Source organism: Pantoea sp. SGAir0175 (genome assembly GCF_043547855.1).
In genome coordinates, this window is the sequence record NZ_CP028081.1 from 2,402,370 (window position 1) to 2,419,073 (window position 16,704).

The 16,704-nt window shown below is 53.8% G+C and carries 19 protein-coding genes and 1 pseudogene; 9 read left to right on the forward strand and 11 right to left on the reverse strand.

From position 1 onward, the window contains the following. Positions 1-2 precede the first annotated feature (2 nt). The 6 genes from motB to otsB all read right to left on the reverse strand — a co-directional run bounded on the left by motB (position 3) and on the right by otsB (position 6,230). Positions 3-1,034: a flagellar motor protein MotB gene (gene motB / locus C1N56_RS11105; RefSeq protein WP_021506280.1), complete on the reverse strand. Its 1,032-nt coding sequence runs from the start codon at positions 1,032-1,034 to the stop codon at positions 3-5. Beyond that, on the reverse strand, positions 1,031-1,918 hold the full coding sequence (gene motA / locus C1N56_RS11110; protein ID WP_021506281.1) for a flagellar motor stator protein MotA: 888 nt from the start codon (positions 1,916-1,918) through the stop codon (positions 1,031-1,033). Before motA ends, motB begins: the two co-directional genes overlap by 4 nt. A 133-nt stretch (positions 1,919-2,051) precedes the next feature. Then, a complete protein-coding gene (gene flhC / locus C1N56_RS11115; protein WP_021506282.1) occupies positions 2,052-2,630 on the reverse strand; it encodes a flagellar transcriptional regulator FlhC in 579 nt (192 codons plus the stop codon). Further along, on the reverse strand, positions 2,630-2,980 hold the full coding sequence (gene flhD, locus C1N56_RS11120; protein ID WP_058769677.1) for a flagellar transcriptional regulator FlhD: 351 nt from the start codon (positions 2,978-2,980) through the stop codon (positions 2,630-2,632). The genes flhC and flhD overlap by 1 nt, the downstream gene beginning before the upstream one ends. Positions 2,981-4,008: 1,028 nt before the next feature. Next, positions 4,009-5,445: an alpha,alpha-trehalose-phosphate synthase gene (gene otsA / locus C1N56_RS11125; RefSeq protein ID WP_021506284.1), complete on the reverse strand. Its 1,437-nt coding sequence runs from the start codon at positions 5,443-5,445 to the stop codon at positions 4,009-4,011. Then, positions 5,442-6,230 carry a trehalose-phosphatase gene (gene otsB, locus C1N56_RS11130; RefSeq protein WP_021506285.1) on the reverse strand — a complete coding sequence of 263 codons (789 nt, stop codon included), beginning with the start codon at positions 6,228-6,230 and terminating at the stop codon, positions 5,442-5,444. The genes otsA and otsB overlap by 4 nt, the downstream gene beginning before the upstream one ends. A gap of 358 nt (positions 6,231-6,588) precedes the next feature. On the opposite strand from otsB, the gene umuD reads away from it, so the two are divergent. Beyond that, positions 6,589-7,020, forward strand: coding sequence for a translesion error-prone DNA polymerase V autoproteolytic subunit (gene umuD / locus C1N56_RS11135; RefSeq protein ID WP_021506286.1), 432 nt, complete (start codon positions 6,589-6,591; stop codon positions 7,018-7,020). Here the strand turns inward: umuD and C1N56_RS11140 are convergent. After that, positions 7,017-7,922, reverse strand: coding sequence for a LysR family transcriptional regulator (locus C1N56_RS11140; RefSeq protein WP_394516659.1), 906 nt, complete (start codon positions 7,920-7,922; stop codon positions 7,017-7,019). The genes umuD and C1N56_RS11140 overlap by 4 nt on opposite strands. A gap of 132 nt (positions 7,923-8,054) precedes the next feature. Here C1N56_RS11140 and C1N56_RS11145 point away from each other — a divergent pair, with 132 nt between their 5' ends. Beyond that, on the forward strand, positions 8,055-8,831 hold the full coding sequence (locus tag C1N56_RS11145; protein ID WP_394516660.1) for a DeoR/GlpR family DNA-binding transcription regulator: 777 nt from the start codon (positions 8,055-8,057) through the stop codon (positions 8,829-8,831). A gap of 105 nt (positions 8,832-8,936) precedes the next feature. Here the strand turns inward: C1N56_RS11145 and C1N56_RS11150 are convergent, their stop codons facing one another. Further along, entirely contained in the window at positions 8,937-9,590 is a 654-nt protein-coding gene (locus tag C1N56_RS11150; RefSeq protein ID WP_058769674.1) for a cupin domain-containing protein, read from the reverse strand. Positions 9,591-9,964: 374 nt separating this feature from the next. Here C1N56_RS11150 and C1N56_RS11155 point away from each other — a divergent pair, with 374 nt between their 5' ends. Further along, the gene (locus tag C1N56_RS11155; RefSeq protein WP_031279201.1) at positions 9,965-10,255 is read left to right on the forward strand and encodes a hypothetical protein; all 291 of its coding nucleotides are present in this window, start codon (positions 9,965-9,967) and stop codon (positions 10,253-10,255) included. Positions 10,256-10,402: 147 nt separating this feature from the next. On the opposite strand, the gene C1N56_RS11160 is transcribed toward C1N56_RS11155, so the two are convergent. Next, positions 10,403-10,531 carry a hypothetical protein gene (locus C1N56_RS11160; RefSeq protein WP_256378112.1) on the reverse strand — a complete coding sequence of 43 codons (129 nt, stop codon included), beginning with the start codon at positions 10,529-10,531 and terminating at the stop codon, positions 10,403-10,405. Between the two features lie 445 nt (positions 10,532-10,976). On the opposite strand from C1N56_RS11160, the gene blaOXA reads away from it, so the two are divergent. The 3 genes and pseudogenes from blaOXA (at position 10,977) to C1N56_RS11175 (ending at position 12,743) form a co-directional block, all read left to right on the forward strand. Next, complete coding sequence (gene blaOXA, locus C1N56_RS11165) at positions 10,977-11,780, forward strand: class D beta-lactamase (protein WP_283341767.1); 804 nt, start codon at positions 10,977-10,979, stop codon at positions 11,778-11,780. Between the two features lie 211 nt (positions 11,781-11,991). Next, positions 11,992-12,090 (forward strand): annotated as a pseudogene (locus tag C1N56_RS11170) (glutathione transferase GstA); the annotation flags it as partial. 176 nt (positions 12,091-12,266) lie between these two features. Continuing rightward, positions 12,267-12,743: a glutathione peroxidase gene (locus C1N56_RS11175; RefSeq protein WP_394517469.1), complete on the forward strand. Its 477-nt coding sequence runs from the start codon at positions 12,267-12,269 to the stop codon at positions 12,741-12,743. Positions 12,744-12,817: 74 nt separating this feature from the next. On the opposite strand, the gene C1N56_RS11180 is transcribed toward C1N56_RS11175, so the two are convergent. Further along, positions 12,818-13,144, reverse strand: a complete 327-nt coding sequence (locus tag C1N56_RS11180; RefSeq protein WP_150361716.1) for a winged helix-turn-helix transcriptional regulator — start codon at positions 13,142-13,144, stop codon at positions 12,818-12,820. A gap of 205 nt (positions 13,145-13,349) precedes the next feature. On the opposite strand from C1N56_RS11180, the gene C1N56_RS11185 reads away from it, so the two are divergent. After that, positions 13,350-14,129: an SDR family oxidoreductase gene (locus tag C1N56_RS11185; RefSeq protein ID WP_058757650.1), complete on the forward strand. Its 780-nt coding sequence runs from the start codon at positions 13,350-13,352 to the stop codon at positions 14,127-14,129. A gap of 265 nt (positions 14,130-14,394) precedes the next feature. Here C1N56_RS11185 and C1N56_RS11190 read toward each other — a convergent pair whose 3' ends face one another. Further along, complete coding sequence (locus C1N56_RS11190; RefSeq protein ID WP_058757649.1) at positions 14,395-14,997, reverse strand: helix-turn-helix domain-containing protein; 603 nt, start codon at positions 14,995-14,997, stop codon at positions 14,395-14,397. Positions 14,998-15,040: 43 nt separating this feature from the next. On the opposite strand from C1N56_RS11190, the gene C1N56_RS11195 reads away from it, so the two are divergent. Together C1N56_RS11195 and C1N56_RS11200 are read left to right on the forward strand one after the other, a co-directional pair. Continuing rightward, positions 15,041-15,727 (forward strand): B3/B4 domain-containing protein, encoded by a 687-nt coding sequence (locus C1N56_RS11195; RefSeq protein ID WP_211726270.1) that lies wholly within the window; start codon positions 15,041-15,043, stop codon positions 15,725-15,727. A 29-nt stretch (positions 15,728-15,756) separates the two neighbouring features. Further along, complete coding sequence (locus C1N56_RS11200; protein WP_394516661.1) at positions 15,757-16,650, forward strand: dihydrodipicolinate synthase family protein; 894 nt, start codon at positions 15,757-15,759, stop codon at positions 16,648-16,650. Positions 16,651-16,704 lie beyond the last annotated feature (54 nt).

Genomic DNA, 16,704 nt, shown 5'->3' on the forward strand with positions numbered 1-16,704 from the left:
GATCACCTCGGCTGTGAGGGTTGGTCTGGTGTCACCGCGCTGGCGGCGGGCGGTGCCGCTGCCGGCGGATTCGCCGCGGCTGCCGGTGTGGCCGGTGCTGCGGTAGAACCCGTGGGGGCAGTTGGCGCCGCCGGACCAGCCGGTGCGGTAATGCTAGGTAAAATCTGCGCCGGGTCACTCACCTGAACGGCATCGCTCTCGGCATTCTCTTTTTCAATCGCCGCTTCGGTGTCATGGTTCAACACCAGCAGGCTGATACGACGGTTCACCGCGTCGTTGGCGCCGCGGTTTTTCAGTTTCATGGTGTCGGCCATACCGACCACGCGCAGCATTTTGCCGCCGTCCAGCCCGCCCGCCACCAACTCACGGCGTGAGGCATTGGCACGATCTGCCGACAGTTCCCAGTTGCTGTAGCCGCGATCGCCGCTGGCGTACTGGAAGTCATCGGTATGGCCGGACAAACTGATTTTGTTAGGAATATCATTCAGCAGCGGCGCAATGGCGCGCAGGATATCGCGCATGTACGGCTCCACTTCCGCGCTGCCGGTTTTAAACATCGGGCGGTTCTGGCTATCGATAATCTGAATGCGCAGCCCCTCTTCCACCATGTTGATGATCAGATGCGGACGCAGCGCTTTCAGGCGCGGATCGGCCTCAATCAGCTGGTCGAGTTTTTCACGCAGCCGGTTCAGGCGAATGTCATCCAGCTGGCGCTTTTGCGCATCCATATCGACCTGTTTTTGCACTTCGCCTTTCTTCTGCGTCGGATCATCGCCGCCGCCGGGAATCGGACTTTCGCTGTCGCTGCTACGCTGACCGCCGGTCAGGGCGACCTTGAGCGGCGTTTTAAAATATTCGGCAATCTGCACCAGCTCCTGCGGATTGGCGATCGAGATCAGCCACATCACCATGAAGAACGCCATCATCGCCGTCATAAAGTCGGCATAGGCAATCTTCCATGAGCCATGGCTGCCTTCATGCTTTTTATGTTTGCGCCGTTTGACCAGCACAATCGGGCGATTACCGTGCTTCATGAAGGCGTATCCGAAGTCTGCTTAGCCGGGTTTTTCGCGTTACGCACGTGCTCTTCCAGCTCGGTAAAGGACGGACGCTCGGTGGAATACAGGGTTTTACGACCAAACTCGACGGCGATCTGCGGCGCATAACCGTTCAGGCTGGAGAGCAGCGTGACTTTGACGCACTGCATCATCTTGGTGGTTTCCGCGCACTTCTGGCGCAGCACGGATGCCAGCGGCGAAATGAAGCCGTAAGCCAGCAGAATACCGAGGAAGGTTCCCACCATGGCGTGCGCAATCAGCGCGCCCAGTTCTGCCGCCGGGCGGTCCGCGGAGGCCAGCGCGTGCACCACGCCCATTACCGCGGCGACGATACCAAACGCCGGCAGGCCATCACCGACTGCCGCTAAGCTTTGTGCTGGTACTTCGCACTCGTGTTCATAGGTTTCGATCTCTTCATCCATCAGGGCTTCGATCTCGAAAGCATTCATATTTCCGCTCACCATCAGCCGTAAATAGTCGGTAATAAAATCCACTAAAGGTTTATCGGACAAAATACGCGGATAGTTAGCGAAAATTTCGCTCTGGCTGGGATCTTCAATATCGCGTTCCAGCGACAGCATGCCCTGCTGACGTGATTTCGCCATCAGGCGATACAGCAGCGCCATTAAATCCATGTATACGGCTTTGTTATATTTTGAGCCGCGCATTAACAAAGGCAGCGCTTTTAGCGTCTTTTTAATCGATTTGCCGTTGTTGCCCACCAGAAACGCACCAATGCCGGCGCCGCCAATAATCAGCAACTCCGACGGCTGGTAAAGCGCGCCCAGATGGCCGCCTACCATCATGTAACCGCCCAGCACGGAACCGAGGACTACGATATAACCCACAATAATCAGCACAAAAACATCCTTACGTCCGTAACGTGTTGGTGGAAGTTAAGCCAGAGAGCCGCAGGTGTTATTCACAGGGTGTGGGCAAAAAAAAAGCAGCGGTATTAACCGCTGCTGGATGCTTTCCACGATGCGAACAAACTTAAACGGCGCGTTTAACCTGTTCATCCAGCAGTTGTGGAAAGGTATCGGCAGAATCTGCAGAAAGTTTACGTCTTTTTACGGCACGTGATGGCGGCTGGCACAGGCTGCAAACAAAGCTGCCCGGCGGCTGATGCGCGTGGTTGATGAAGCTTCCGCCACAGCATTTACAGTCAGACAATTCCAGCATGCCACTTTCAACAAATCGCACCAGGGTCCAGGCGCGGGTCAGCGCCAACAGCGGGCCCTCGTCCGATTGCGGACACTGCTCAAGATACAGGCGATACGCTTTGATAACCGCCTCTACGCCACTGCTCAGCCGGGTTTTCAGCAGAAACTGCCAGGCGTTGCAGAACATCGACGCATGAATATTTTGTTCCCAGGTCATGAACCAGTCGGTAGAGAATGGCAGCATGCCTTTCGGTGGGGGTGCACCACGCAGCTCTTTGTACAGTTTAATCAGGCGACCGCGGCTCAGCTGGGTTTCACTTTCCAGCATCTGCAGTCGTGCGCCCAATGTAATCAGCTCCATTGCCAGCTGAATATCACGCGCTTCCTGAACAATACTTTTTTCGGTCATTATACCGCCCTCTTTTTAGCAGAGGCATCATCTTTCGATGCGCTGCGCAATAAACGGCTGGATAATAAAATACCGGTGTGGATTTGCTGCAAATCATCCACACGTGATTCCTGCGTTAAACGGTTAATAAGATTGTGATCGGTAAAGCGGAACTGGCAAACCAGTTGATTGGTTTCCGCTAATTTTACCATCTCAGGTAAAGTCAATTGCTGCAATGCATCCGCCATTGGCTCATCGATACCTAAACGAAACATTGCTGAAGCTTTTTCCTGGTTTATCAAACGCTGTGCAAGCAATAAATATGACAGATTGATGTCATATATGTGTTTTAGTAATTCTGATGTACCCATTTTTTTCCATCCTGATAGACGCGACATATATACGGCCACAGAATTAAGTGTTCTATGGTTCGGGTTGCTGGTTGGTAAATCTAAAGATGGCAAAAAATAATCAGGCATAAGCCAACGCGTACTGAACTGTTTCACTTCCCACCGGGATATTGATCAGTAGTAGTCAAAACTCCAGGCCAATCTTTTCTTGAGTTGTAACCATCTTCCGTGACGTCTGCTTACAGTTTTTTAAGACTAATCCGAAAACAAGGCAAATCTATATCGTCTGATTTCGACATACAACGTGATTGGTATGAAATTTTAGATAAAGTGTGATCTGTGTCACACTTTTAAGGCAAATTTTTCAAGTGAAGCTTCAGTAATGCTTTTCTGTTGTTCTTTTTTTGAGCGATTTTGAAACGTTTCGCTAATATTTCACAGGAAAAGTCTGAATTTTGAAGTGTGTCGCAGATCGCCGCCATGGGACGATCTTTTATCTGCTACGTTGGCTTTAGGCAAAGACAAGGCCCCAAAATAAACCAAAAAGGCAGCATAAAACACCAAAAATAGCTGTAATTATTCGCTTTTAAATTAATCACTTACAGGGAATATTGCCACGCAGGACTAATGGCGCTGTGCTAGCGAAGCGTGAAGAGTGGATGCAGCCCGCTTGTGGTGTGTAAAGAGTTTGTAGGGAGGGTTTAGCGAGTCACAAGGGATGTAACAGCACGTTACATTAGCGATATGAATGAATTGACTAACTAACACACTGATGTATTAGAACTATCGGCCTGGCCAGCCAAATCTTTAGGGTCGGAAGAAAAAATTCAGCGTTTCAGTGATTAACTGGCTTAATTTTAACCAATTCGTGCGTTTTTTGGTGCCGGGTCAGCGGGTTAGCGCTTAACAAAATGAAATCGATTTCATCTGGTGAGGGTGTCGCGTGAAAACGCTACGCAGCACGGTCCTGCCTGCGTCGTCTGACGGATACCTCTCCCGCGTACGGGAGAGGCATTGCCTGAGGGGAACATCGCGCCTTGCGGGGCTAATTACGCCAGCTTCTGAAACGTCGCGACCTTGTTATCGCTACCGTGGCTGGCGCTGCGTGCCGGCAGCGTGTTCAGATCGTTCAGGAAGCTTTCGCGCCAGTGCGAAATGTCCTGCTTACGCAGTACGGCCATCATGTCGTTATAGCGCGAGATACGCTCGGTGCGCGGCATGGTCAGCGCGCGGTCCAGCGCCGCCGCCACATCATCACGATCGTACGGGTTAACGATCAGCGCAGAAGTCAGCTCGTTGGCCGCTCCGGCAAAGCGCGACAGCACCAGCACGCCCGGATCGTCCGGATCCTGCGCCGCGACATACTCTTTCGCCACCAGGTTCATGCCGTCACGCAGCGGCGTAACCAGCCCCACGTCGGTCAGGCGGAAAATCTTCATCAGCAGACGGCGGTCAAAATGCTGGTTGAGATAATAGAGCGGCGTCCAGCCCAGCGTGCCGTATTTACCGTTAATGCGCCCCGCTTCCGTCTCCAGCTGGTGACGAATATCCTGATAGGCCTGCACGTCGCCGCGCGAGGTCGGCGCAATCTGTGAGTAACGGATTTTGCCGCGATGCTGCGGGAAGTTTTCCAGCAGCGCTTCATAGGCAAGGAAACGCTCCGGCAAGCCTTTGGAATAGTCGAGACGCTCACAGGCGATAATATTCTGCAAATCGCCCAGCTCACGCTTCATCGCGGCCATCTTCGGTGGCAGCGGCCCTTCCGCCATCTCTTTAATGCTGTCCGGCTCGATACCGATAGGGTAAACCTCGGTCATAAAGGTATTGCCAAAGGCGCGATGCTTCTTCTCGCCTTTATTCTGCAGCTGCGTCAGCTGGCTCAGGCTGTCGAGAAACGCCACGCGATCGGATTCTGTCTGGAAACCCAGCAGATCGTATTCACACAGCATTTCCAGCAGTTCCTGATGCGGCGGCAGCGCATTGAAAATTTCCGGCGTCGGGAACGGGATATGCAGAAAGAATCCGATTCGGTTATTGATGCCCTGTTTACGCAGTTCAGCGGCAAACGGCAGCAGGTGGTAATCGTGGATCCACAGGATATCGTCCGGCTTGATCAGCGGTTTCAGCCGCTGCGCCAGCAGGGTATTCACGCGGCAGTAGCCTTCCCAGGCTTCACGCTGGTACTGCACCAGATCGAGGCGATAGTGGAACGCGGGCCAGATCACCGTGTTAGAAAACTGGCAGTAGTACTGATCGTAATCGTTTTGATTGAGGGGGAATGAGGCATAGGTAATGCCGTCTTGTTCGATCTGGGTAAGTTCCTCATCTTCTTCACCGGAAAACTCACTGATCTCTCCGTTCCAGCCAAACCACAATCCTCCGGTGGTCTGCAGCGCATCCAGAATGCCGACGGCGAGACCGCCTGCGTTGGTTTTGCTTCCATCAGGAATAGCGATACGGTTAGATACGACGACTAAACGACTCATAACCTAAACTCCTTACCGACGTTGTCATGTTCTAGTTGTAATAATAGTTGTTCCAGCCAGTGCCAGACCGCTGCCACATCGGGCAGACGATAGCGCGCCTGGCTTGGACCTTCACCGACCTTGACCGAGATGCCGTGCATGGCATTGACTGCAAGAAAGCCTTTCTCATCGGTCAGATCGTCGCCCACAAATACCGGAATGCGACCGGTAAATGGCGCTTCCTGCATAAATTCGCGTACCGCAGCACCTTTATCGATGCCCTGCGGTTTCAGTTCCACCACACATTTACCTGGCTGCAGCGCCAGCGCCGGAAAGCGGGTTACCGCCTCTTCGGCCAGCTGCATGATGGCGTTTTCATACTCTGGCGCGTTGCGGTAGTGCAGCGCAAAGGCCATGCCTTTCACTTCCAGCAGCGTACCGGGCCACTGGTCAAGGGTCTGCTGCAGTTCAACCTGCAGCGTTTGCGCCACCTCATCCGGCAGCGACTGACGATGCAGATGTCCGCTGGCATCGCGGCGCTCAGCGCCGTGCACGCCCGCCGCCGGGGCTTCCAGCGGCGCGACCAGCTCATCCAGCTGGCTGATCGGACGGCCGGAAACCAGCGCCAGCGCGCCGTGACTTAAATTAGAAATTTGTTGCAGATGCTGGCGCACCGATGCGGGGATGGAAACCGACTCGGGCTGCGACTGAAGCGCGGCCAGCGTGCCGTCAACATCAAAAAAGAAGGCGTAAAGTCCGCCACTTAGCGACGGCAGGGTGCTGTTCTCATTAACCGCAGGGGTCACGTCTCCTCCTGTATCTGAACGTAAACGGGCAGTCTGTTCGCAGGCAGGCAGGAAGTGAGGAGGTTTTTCCGTAAACACGGGAATCGAAAGGGTAACGCTCCAGAACTAAACGAAATTTTCATCAACACTGCAACCGCACTACGAACATCGGCAACATTAAGTGTAGACAACAATTGAAGTTTCGCCAGACGGGCGCACAGAGTGCTTAGCGAAGAGTGCACTTTTCAGCGGTTTGCGCGGCAAAAAACTGAATTCTGCTGTTTTTCATACGCTTCGCTTTTTTTACCGCGGGCAGACTTGATCATAGCAAAAACCGCCTGATACTGTATATAAAAACAGTATCTATGGAATATTCGCTATGACGCGTTTCTTTTTGCCACAGCTTTCACCGCCTTCGCGCTCCCGCCCGCTATTCCTTGACGCGGTGCACGGTGGTTTCCCCTCGCCCGCTCAGGACTACATTGAGCGCCAGATTGATCTCAATGAGCTGCTGGTGACCCGCCCCAGCGCCACCTATTTTGTGCGCGTCGAAGGCGACTCGATGCGCGATGCCAATATCCGCGAAGGCGACCTGCTGGTGGTCGACAGCTCACTCAATGCCCGGCACGACGACATCGTAATCGCCGCCATTAACGGCGAGTTCACCGTCAAGCGGCTACAGACGCATCCCTGCGTACAGCTGATGCCGATGAATCCGCGCTATCAGCCCATCCGGCTGCGTGAAGAGGAGGAGCTGGAAATTTTTGGCGTGGTGACGTTTATTATTTACGCCGCACGCGTCCAGCGTTAGCGCATCGTTTCGGCGCGGATCATCTCAATCAGCCGGCGTAAACCCGGGTGCAGCTGGCGACGGTCGGGGTAATACATCACCAGCGGTTCGTCTTCGCTGCACCAGTCCGTCAGCACGCGCACCAGCTGCCCGCTCGCCAGCTGCGCCTGTACGTAGCGCTCCGGGCAGTAGCCGAGACCGTAACCGCCGGCGACCGCATCAATAATCATGTCGCTCTCATTGAGCGTCAGCGTGCCCGGCACATCGACCTCATACGTCACCTTGCCCTGCGCCAGCGGCCACTTATACAGCGTGCCATTGCCAAGGCGCATGCGAATACAGCGATGGTTGCGCAGATCGTCCGGATGCTGCAGCGGCGGCGCGTCGCGCACGTAATCGGGTGACGCCACCACGATCCAGCGCAGTTTGGGCGTCAGCGGCATGGCGATCATATCTTTCGGTACGCTGGCGCCGTAGCGAATCCCGGCGTCATAGCCGCTGCCGATGATATCCACCAGATTGTTATCCACCGTAATTTCCAGACTGAGCTCCGGATAGGTCGCCATAAAGCGCGCCAGGATCGGCCGAAACAGCAGCTGCCCGGCATCACGCGGGATGTTCAGCCGCAGGCGGCCGCTGGGTGATTCGCGATACAGGTGCAGATCGTTCAGCGCCAGCTCAATCTGCGCAAAGCCGGTTTCCAGATGGCGCAAAAAAGCGGCACCGGCGTCCGTCGGCACCACCGCCCGGCTGGTGCGATTGAGCAGGCGCACGCCAAGACGCGCTTCAAGACTGCGCAACGTGTGGCTGATGGCCGACGTGGTGACCCCCAGTTCCAGCGCGGCGAGGCGGAAGCTCTTGCGCCGGCAAATCAGCAGAAAAACATTCAGATCGGCCAGTTCATTACGTTGCAGGGCGGGCATTTCGGTGTCTCCTGACTCATTGCCTCGTTGAATCTGATTCAACTTCAGATGAGCTATCATAGCGAAGCTGCCGTACCGGACGCTATGCGTGCGTGGCATGGCAGGCAAAACGTCACTTTTAACCCCGAGCTCATGATGCTGCCCGAAGACCGAAAAGACGCTATTTATCGCTACCTGTTTGCGAAACGATCGGCCACCATTCACGAACTGGCCACGCTGATGGCGGTGTCGGCGATGACCATCCGCCGCGATATTAAATTCCTGCAGGACGCCGGCCTGGTGGTTGGCATACACGGCGGCGCCAGATTGCCTGCCGTGGTCCATCAGGCATTGCCGTATGTGGAGAAGGCGCAGCTGAACGTGCACGCCAAACAAAGCCCTGGCCGCTATGCCGCATCGCTGGTACAGGATGGCCAGGTGGTCTACCTCGATGCCGGTACCACCAGCTATGAAATTGCGCGTGCGTTAGGCGATCAGGCAAGTCTCACCGTGCTGACTAACGACTTTACGATTGCCGCCTGGCTGATGCGTCACAGCCACATCACGCTATTTCATACGGGTGGCAAAGTCGATAAACGGCATATTGCCAGCGTGGGTGCCATGGCGGCGACCGCCCTTGCCGCGTTCAATATTGATCTGGCCTTCCTCAGCGCCAGCGCGTGGGATGTCACGCACGGCCTCTCGACACCCGACGAAGACACCTTGCTGGTGAATCAGGCGGTGCTGGCCGCCTCAGCGCAGCGTTATCTGGTGGCTGACAGCAGCAAATATGGTCGTTACAGCGTGTATTCCGTATGTAAGCTGCAGCAGCTGGACGGTGTGATCACCGATGACGATTGCCCCTGTGCTGCCGTTGAAGAGATGAAACAGCGTGATATTCGTCTGCACCGGGTAAATCGCCGTGGCTGAGCGGCTCTCTGCGCATCCCGGTAAAGGCCATTAATTAAAAAGGAGGCGCGAACGCCTCCGGTGGCTACAGGGAAATCACATCGACTATCTCTCGCAGGGCACGGTTTACGGCGTAGGGGCGACTTTAGGATTGGAGCTGAACCAGCCACGGCGATCCTGCCAGTTGCCATATTCATCCACAATCGCCCCTTTACTGTTGGCCATCAGGAAATGATAACTCTCCAGTTTTTTCAGCGACAGCGTTTCGCCCTGATGCTGAATGACGACATTGTGGCTTTGCACCGGACCAAAACTTTTCGGCGTCGGCGGAATATCCGCTGATGCGGCGCCAATTTCTGAGAAGTTATATACCCAGCCATCGAGGACGCGCCATGATTCATGTTTTGCCGGACGTGCCGGCGGCGCGCTAATCGGCATGTGTCGATGCTCCGGAATCATCTGGTTCGGCAGCAGATACATGGTCATAGCGTAATAACCGTAATCCAGATTATTGACCCAGGTGATGCTGGCCAGGCCAACATGCTGATAATCGCCCAGCCCGAAATCATTGACCCACAGCTGCTGGCGCATGGCCGGCGTCAGCGTATGACCATAAGAGGCGAGCAGTTGCGCTATTGCATCTTTCGCCACCTCTTTCTGGAAGACGCCATTTTTATAGAAATCTTTATTGGTATAAACGTGATGCGGCTGAGCCGCAACGGATGCGGTGGCATTGAGCGCCAGTAAGGCCGCAGCGAACGCCAGAGCAGGTTTTGTCATAATTCACCTCCTGTTTATGACAGCCATGTTGATGCAAATAAAAATTTCACCGGCCGGTAAAACGCAAAGGTGGCCAGCGCGGAGAACAGAGTTGCAGATGGCGATGCGGAGGGGAAATTCATTTAGAGAATCGGATCTATCTAATTATCAGATACGGCTGTGCTTTTTTGTGATTATTAACAAATAATCACAGGCTATTCTGCCCGGTAAAGCATCCAGCTGCTGACGGGCACAATTTATCTGCTGCTAAAGAAATTCTTAAAATGTTGGTTGCGCTCGCAATTGTGACAGGCGCGCGGCCAATTGTGTTTGACCTGCTTTTCACATCAATGCACACTGGCGGGCGTGAAAAACGGCAGATGAAGAGCCAAGAGATGTTGCAGAATTATAGTCAGCGCGTCCATTTCTATTACTGCATTCTGGTTGCGTTAAAACTCTATGTGAACAGCAAGAAGTCCGGCGGCGTACGCGGGAAAAATAACTTTTTGCTGAAGTGGTTACGCAACGCGCAAAACAACACCATCTTTCATCCTGATATCACCAGTGAAATTGAATGGCTGCGCGGCAAAATTATCAGCGCCGGACCGGATGCCGATTTAGAACCGATGCTGCAATACGTTTACGAGACAGCAAAACGCGCCGAAACGCTGCGTCTCGGGCCGTAATCGCACGGGCTGCGCATTGCATTACCCCTGTCTGCAGGCAAAAAAAAGGGGGCAACGCGCCCCCAACCACTACAAAAATTTCATCCCTGACGCCCTGGTGCGGACTCCCTTCCGGCTGACGCTAATTCTCTTCGCACTGGCTACGCGTTACAGGGTTAGTACCAGCACGCTGATCAATAACCAGCAGCCCGCGCAAAATGCGCCCGCCGCCACCCAGGTTAACGCCCGGGTATTTAAATTGCAGACATCGCGTTGCCAACGTTTAACCGGCTGCATAACCACTCCTGAAAATACATTCTCATTATGCCTGGCAGAGGATTGCCGTGAACTGCGGATAAGCTTGTCACGTATTAATATCTCTGACCATCGGATGTGCTTACCGGTTATGTAGGCGCAGGACTACAATCCATTAATTACCGCTTATATCACCGTCGAGACGAAAAATGCCGCAGGTGTGCAGATCGCAATAGCGTCGTTTTCACGCCGTTTGTCATCCGGAAATGCGGTTTCGCATCGTTTAGTTTTCCTAAAAAACAGGCGCAGATTAAATCGTTTTTATTTACCCCTGCTCAGGGTTATTAATAAGCACACCGGACGCGATAATTTGCAGATGATAAAGGGATGTGGCGTGAACAGTCTCTTTATGCACAGCCTGACCGCGTTCAGTGCCCTTTCTCAGGTTGTAAATTACGTTAGCATTTAACTTTGGATTCAATCATCAATGAAAACCCGTCTGGCCGTAATGGCCTCTGTTGCTGCGATATTATTTTCACAGCAGGCATTTGCCAAAAACCTGTGCACCCTGATTGTTGACGCTGAATCAGGCAAAGTCCTGCTGGAGAGTGGCAACGACTGCAGTGGAGAAGTCACACCCGCATCCACTTTTAAAATAGCCATCAGCCTGATGGGATTTGATGCCGGCGTGCTGAAAAATGAAAAGGAACCCGCCTGGGATTACCAACAAGGATACCCGGACTGGGGCGGTAAAAACTGGATGAATAAAATCGATCCCACGGCATGGCTAAAATATTCGGTCTTCTGGTATTCGCAGCAGGTTGTTAAAAAAATCGGGCAACATCGCTTTGAAGACTATGTAAAGGCGTTTGCTTACGGAAACGAAGATGTTTCCGCCGTTGACGTCAGCGCCCCCGGTCAGAATGGGGTGTGGGTTATGTCATCCCTGCAGATTTCACCGGTTCAGCAGATTGGCTTTTTAAGGAAAGTCGTTAACCGTGAGCTGCATGTAAACAAGCATGCCTATGACATGACAGATAATATTACCCGCTACGACGTCAGCGTTAAGGGCTGGACGGTGCACGGCAAAACAGGAACCGGCTCACCGGGGAAAAATAATCAATACGATCCGCACCATGCCTATGGCTGGTATGTCGGCTGGGCGACCAAAGGCAGGAAAAAAATTGTTTTTGCCAAACTGATTCAGGATGAACAGGTGTTAACGCCGAATGCTGGCCTGAGAGCACGTGACGAAGTGTTGAAGCAGATGTCGGCGGTCATTGCGCCATGATGGCATAACACACGGATGCCACGGATTTTTATTAACCTCCCGGTTTTCATGCGGCTGACAGATTGCGGCGAGGCCCTTCATTATGAAACTGACGGTTAGCCAGCAGATGAAGTGACCTCCGGACCGCCGCTTATCTTTCTTTACGCAGCGTCGTCAGCAGTGACTGCGCGGCAACAGAAGACTGACCGGATGGCGAACACACCAGTCCAAACTCACGCTGAATCGCTGGCCTGCGCTACTGGCGTACATGGCAAGGATCAATGCGCGCCCAGCTGTGCAGGCGGCACTGCTGGCAGAGGCGTCTGAGTGAGACTGGCAGGCAGAGTTTTGTGCCGGCGATCAGGCTCTGTCTGTAAGGTTAGATGTCAGTGTTATTGTGACAACGGCGCGCAGAAAGTTATGCTGTGCGCGCCAGGCTACGAAGCCCGCTATTGGGCCCGCGTGGCAACATCAACATCGAACCTGTGCTGTTTTGAGGACACTGACATGACCCCTTTTTATCAGTTTTCGGCCACCAGCCTGACCGGTCAACCTATCTCAATGGCCGATTACGCTGGCAAGGTGGTTCTGGTGGTGAATACCGCCAGTCATTGCGGCTTCACGCCCCAGTACGCCGGCCTTGAAGCGCTCTATCAGAAATATGCCGCGCAGGGTCTGGTGGTGCTTGGCTATCCCTGCAATCAATTCGGTAAGCAGGAACCGGGAAACGCTGATGACATCTCACAAACCTGTCATGTTAATTACGGGGTAAGCTTCCCGATGTTCGGCAAAGTCGAGGTTAACGGCAGCGCAGCGCACCCGATATTTCGCTATCTGAAAGCGGAACTACCCGGCGTGCTGGGCGGACGGATTAAGTGGAATTTCACCAAGTTTCTCATCGGACGCGACGGCCAGCCGCTGAAACGCTTTGCACCGATCACGCCCCCGGAAAAAATGGAAGCCGCGATAATCGCTGCACTTTAAGGTGGAGCGTTGCCGGATTCGCAGCATTAATTTTAGAGCACGGCGGAAATTGATGGCATCCGGCGGGAGGCTGGTTAAGTCGGGCGCCTTTCCGCCCATTTCAGCATGGCATCAAGAGCAGGACAAAGTGCCTGTCCCCATTCAGTGAGTCGATATTCCACTTTCGGTGGCACCTGAGGATACACCATCCGCGACACTATACCGTCGGCTTCCAGCTGTCTCAGTTGTTGCGCCAGCATCTTCTGCGAAATACCGGGAATTAATTTTTCAAAATCTGAATAGCGCTGTACTTTGCCGTCGAACAGATGAAAAAGGATGATTAATTTCCAGCGCCCTTCCAGCAGTTGAATAACCTGCGCCACTCCGCTTGCGGCTGATTCCGGACTGTATAACTTACTCATCATTCAGTAACTCACTTTTTTGTGCGTACTTGTCAATTTAACAGTCTATGTGGAATATGACCGTACTGTAAACAAAGGGAGTAAAGGTCTATGCCATTTACATTACTGCTCGCTATTTATGACGACTTCGCGCTCAGCAAGGGTGGCGATATTGCCAGCATTACTGATTATTGTACTGCCACATCAACAGACCGGAGATTCTCCAATGCCATGTGATCTCGATTTCCACGGTAAACGCATATTGGTCACTGCGGGTACCAAAGGTGTGGGTAAAGCGGTAGTTGGGCTATTCAAACAGCTGGGTGCAACAGTATTAACAACCGCACGCCACGCATCCGCAGAATGTAGAGCAGACGCTTTCGTAACGGCAGACCTGACCACGGTTAAAGGGTGTAACTCAGTCGCGGAAGCCGTTCAGACACATCTGGGAGGCGTCGACATCATTGTTCATGTGGCTGGCGGTTCTACTGCACCCGGTGGTGGCTTTGCAGCATTGGGTGAAGAGGAGTGGCAACAGGAGCTCAATCTTAATCTGTTGCCCGCGGTACGTTTAGATCGTGCGCTGTTGCCTGCCATGCTGCAGCAGGGGGGCGGAGTGATCATCCATGTCACTTCTATCCAGCGAGAACTGCCCTTACCAGAATCAACCACGGGTTATGCAGCAGCGAAAGCGGCGCTGTCAGCCTACAGTAAAAGCCTGTCGAAAGAGGTTGCGTCGCAGGGGGTTCGGGTGGTTCGCGTGGCACCCGGCTGGATCGAAACCGAAGCTTCCGTGGCCATGGCGGAACGGCTGGCGCAGCAGGCAGGAACAGATTACGAAGGCGGTAAGCAGATCATCATGAAGGCACTTGGCGGTATTCCGCTGGGACGCCCTTCTCAACCCATTGAGGTAGCAAATCTCATTGTCTTCCTCGCATCATCTTATGCTGCCGCGATCACCGGTACTGAATTTGTCATCGATGGCGGCACTATTCCAACGGTGTAGTCAGATATCCTCATCGATCCATTCTGGTAGCGATCCGGATATTTTATACACCTTAATAAGGCGCCAGCGGCTATTAGATCAAGCCATGTGCGATATCGACCTGGCCGCTATGTGATATTCCCCGGCTCTTTGTCGCTAATATCCGCTCCTCGCTCATGGCGAATACACAGTCCGCCTGGTGGCAGAAACGGACATGAATAGCGAAAACCAAGGATGATTATTTGCGCACAAATCAGGGCTTCTTTGGCCGTCCATTGAAAAACGTTTATGACGCTTTTTCATTTACCGTCATGATAAAGTTCAGCGTGTTTTCTCCCTGGTTTGCGTAGAAATGTGGAACATCGGTTTTGGCTGTAACGGAGGATCCCGCCGTTACCTGAAATACGCTCTCTTTCACGCCAAGCGTGAGGGTTCCGGATTTTACGTGCAGTAGCTCCAGCGTGCCTGAGGTATGCCCGGGTGATTCAAACTTTTCGCCTGGCCGCATTTCCCACAGCCACAGCTCAAGCATATCGGGTCCACCTGAGCCGGCCAGCAGCCTGGCACTTCCCCCTTTGTCTCCTGTCCAGAGTTCGGGGATGTCCGTATCAGCGATGATGTGCACATCAGGCCTGGCGCTGACATCAACAAAATCCGCCACGGACACGCCCATGGCAGCAGCAAGCCGGCATAGCAGTGCAATGCTGGGATTAGCCTTGCACCCTTCTATCTCAACCAGCATCCCCTTACTGACACTGGCTTTGCGGGATAACTCATCGAGAGAAATTTTTCTTTGTTTACGAAACTGCTTAATCCGCAGAGATACGGCTTCATTAACCGTGTTGACATCTGCACCGGCAAAGGTCACTAAATTGACTTTTTTGGTCATTGGTCGATATTATGAAATAAAATGGTCATTACAGGATTATCGCGTGTTAATCGTTTCCCCGTCAATTTCCCCTGAAGTCTATCAAATCGCCCCCGGTTTTCGGGCGCTCAGCATCAGCGTGCAGGCAGCGCCTGTCGTGAATCCGCACGTCGGGGTAACGGCACTGAAGGCGGCCTGTGAGGCGGTGCTGTCAGATTCCCCCAACTGGGCTGAATCCCATCTGGCCGCATGGGCCGATGTGTTTCAGAAATTTGGTGCCAAACCCAAACGCACGCCCTGTTCTGCTGAGGCGCTACGCAAACGCGTGCTTCGCGATGGCACCCTGCCCGCGCTCGATCCGGTCGTTGATCTTTATAACGCTGTCAGTCTGCGTTATGCCGTGCCCGTAGGGGGAGAAAATATTGCCGCGTACCGGGGTGCACCTCGCCTGACGGTGGCAACAGGCACGGAACCCTTTGATACCATGAAAGAAGGGGTTATGGCGGTGGAATATCCTGCGCCTGGCGAAGTCGTCTGGTGTGATGATGCCGGCGTAACCTGCCGTCGCTGGAACTGGCGGCAGGGAATCAGGACTCGCTTAAGCGTTGAAGCGCAACACATGTGGTTTATTCTGGAAAGTCTGCCGCAGATGCCGCCCGATCAGCTGCATGAAGCCGGAAAGATGCTGACCGACGGCCTTGAAGAAATGATGCCCGGACGGCAGTGTAACGTCACCCTCATCGGCGAGTAACACCTTTAACTCAGTTCTGGAGACTCTGCATGTTCACCGGCTTGTCTGCTTTCCCGTTAACGCCTGTCACCGCGCGTGGTGTCGATGAACAGGGATTCACGAAGATCCTGGCTCGCCTGACGGCAGCCCGTGTCGATTCTTTGGGGGTTCTGGGTTCAACCGGCAGCTATGCTTACCTGAGCAGGGAACAGCGCAAACGCAGCGCAACGCTGGCCCGTCAGGTTGCCGGGGAGATTCCCGTGATGGTTTGCGTGGGTGCTATCAGTACCGATGCCGTACTGCATCTGGCTGAAGATGCGCAGTCCGCAGGCGCTGCTGCGCTGCTGCTGCCGGCGATGAGTTACCAGCCGCTGCGTAATGAAGAGGTGTATGCCCTCTTTGAGACGGTTACCCGCCATGCTTCAGTACCGGTTTGTGTTTATGACAACCCCGGCACCACGCATTTCCGCTTTACCGACGAACTGCTCGGGCAGCTGTCGTCACTGAAAGGGATTCGCTCAATTAAAATTCCGGGAGTACCGGATACCCCCATCGCTGCAGCTGAACGCGTTGCTGCATTACGACAACATCTTCGTCCTGGCGTGACCCTGGGTATTAGTGGTGACGCCAGTGCGGGGCTGGGGCTGAATGCCGGTTGCGAAGTCTGGTATTCTGTTTGCGGCGGTATCTTCCCGGAAACCGCCAAACAAATTACGCAGGCCGCAGCCATTAACGACGCTGAACGCGTTACTGCCTTAACTCACCGCCTGCAACCTTTATGGGATCTGTTCCGTAAGCATGGCGGAAGTATCCGCGTGATCGCAGCGGCAGCAGGCATACTGGGGCTGACCGAAGCCGACTGTCTGCCTCGTCCCCTGTTACCCTTATCGGCCGCAGAGGTGGCAGATGTAGCAGCAGTGATGGCCGCTCTGGACCTTAAGTAACGCTCCGGCGGAATCGGTCCTGTGCCGAGCAGTTGATAGAAAGTAGGGTTTGAA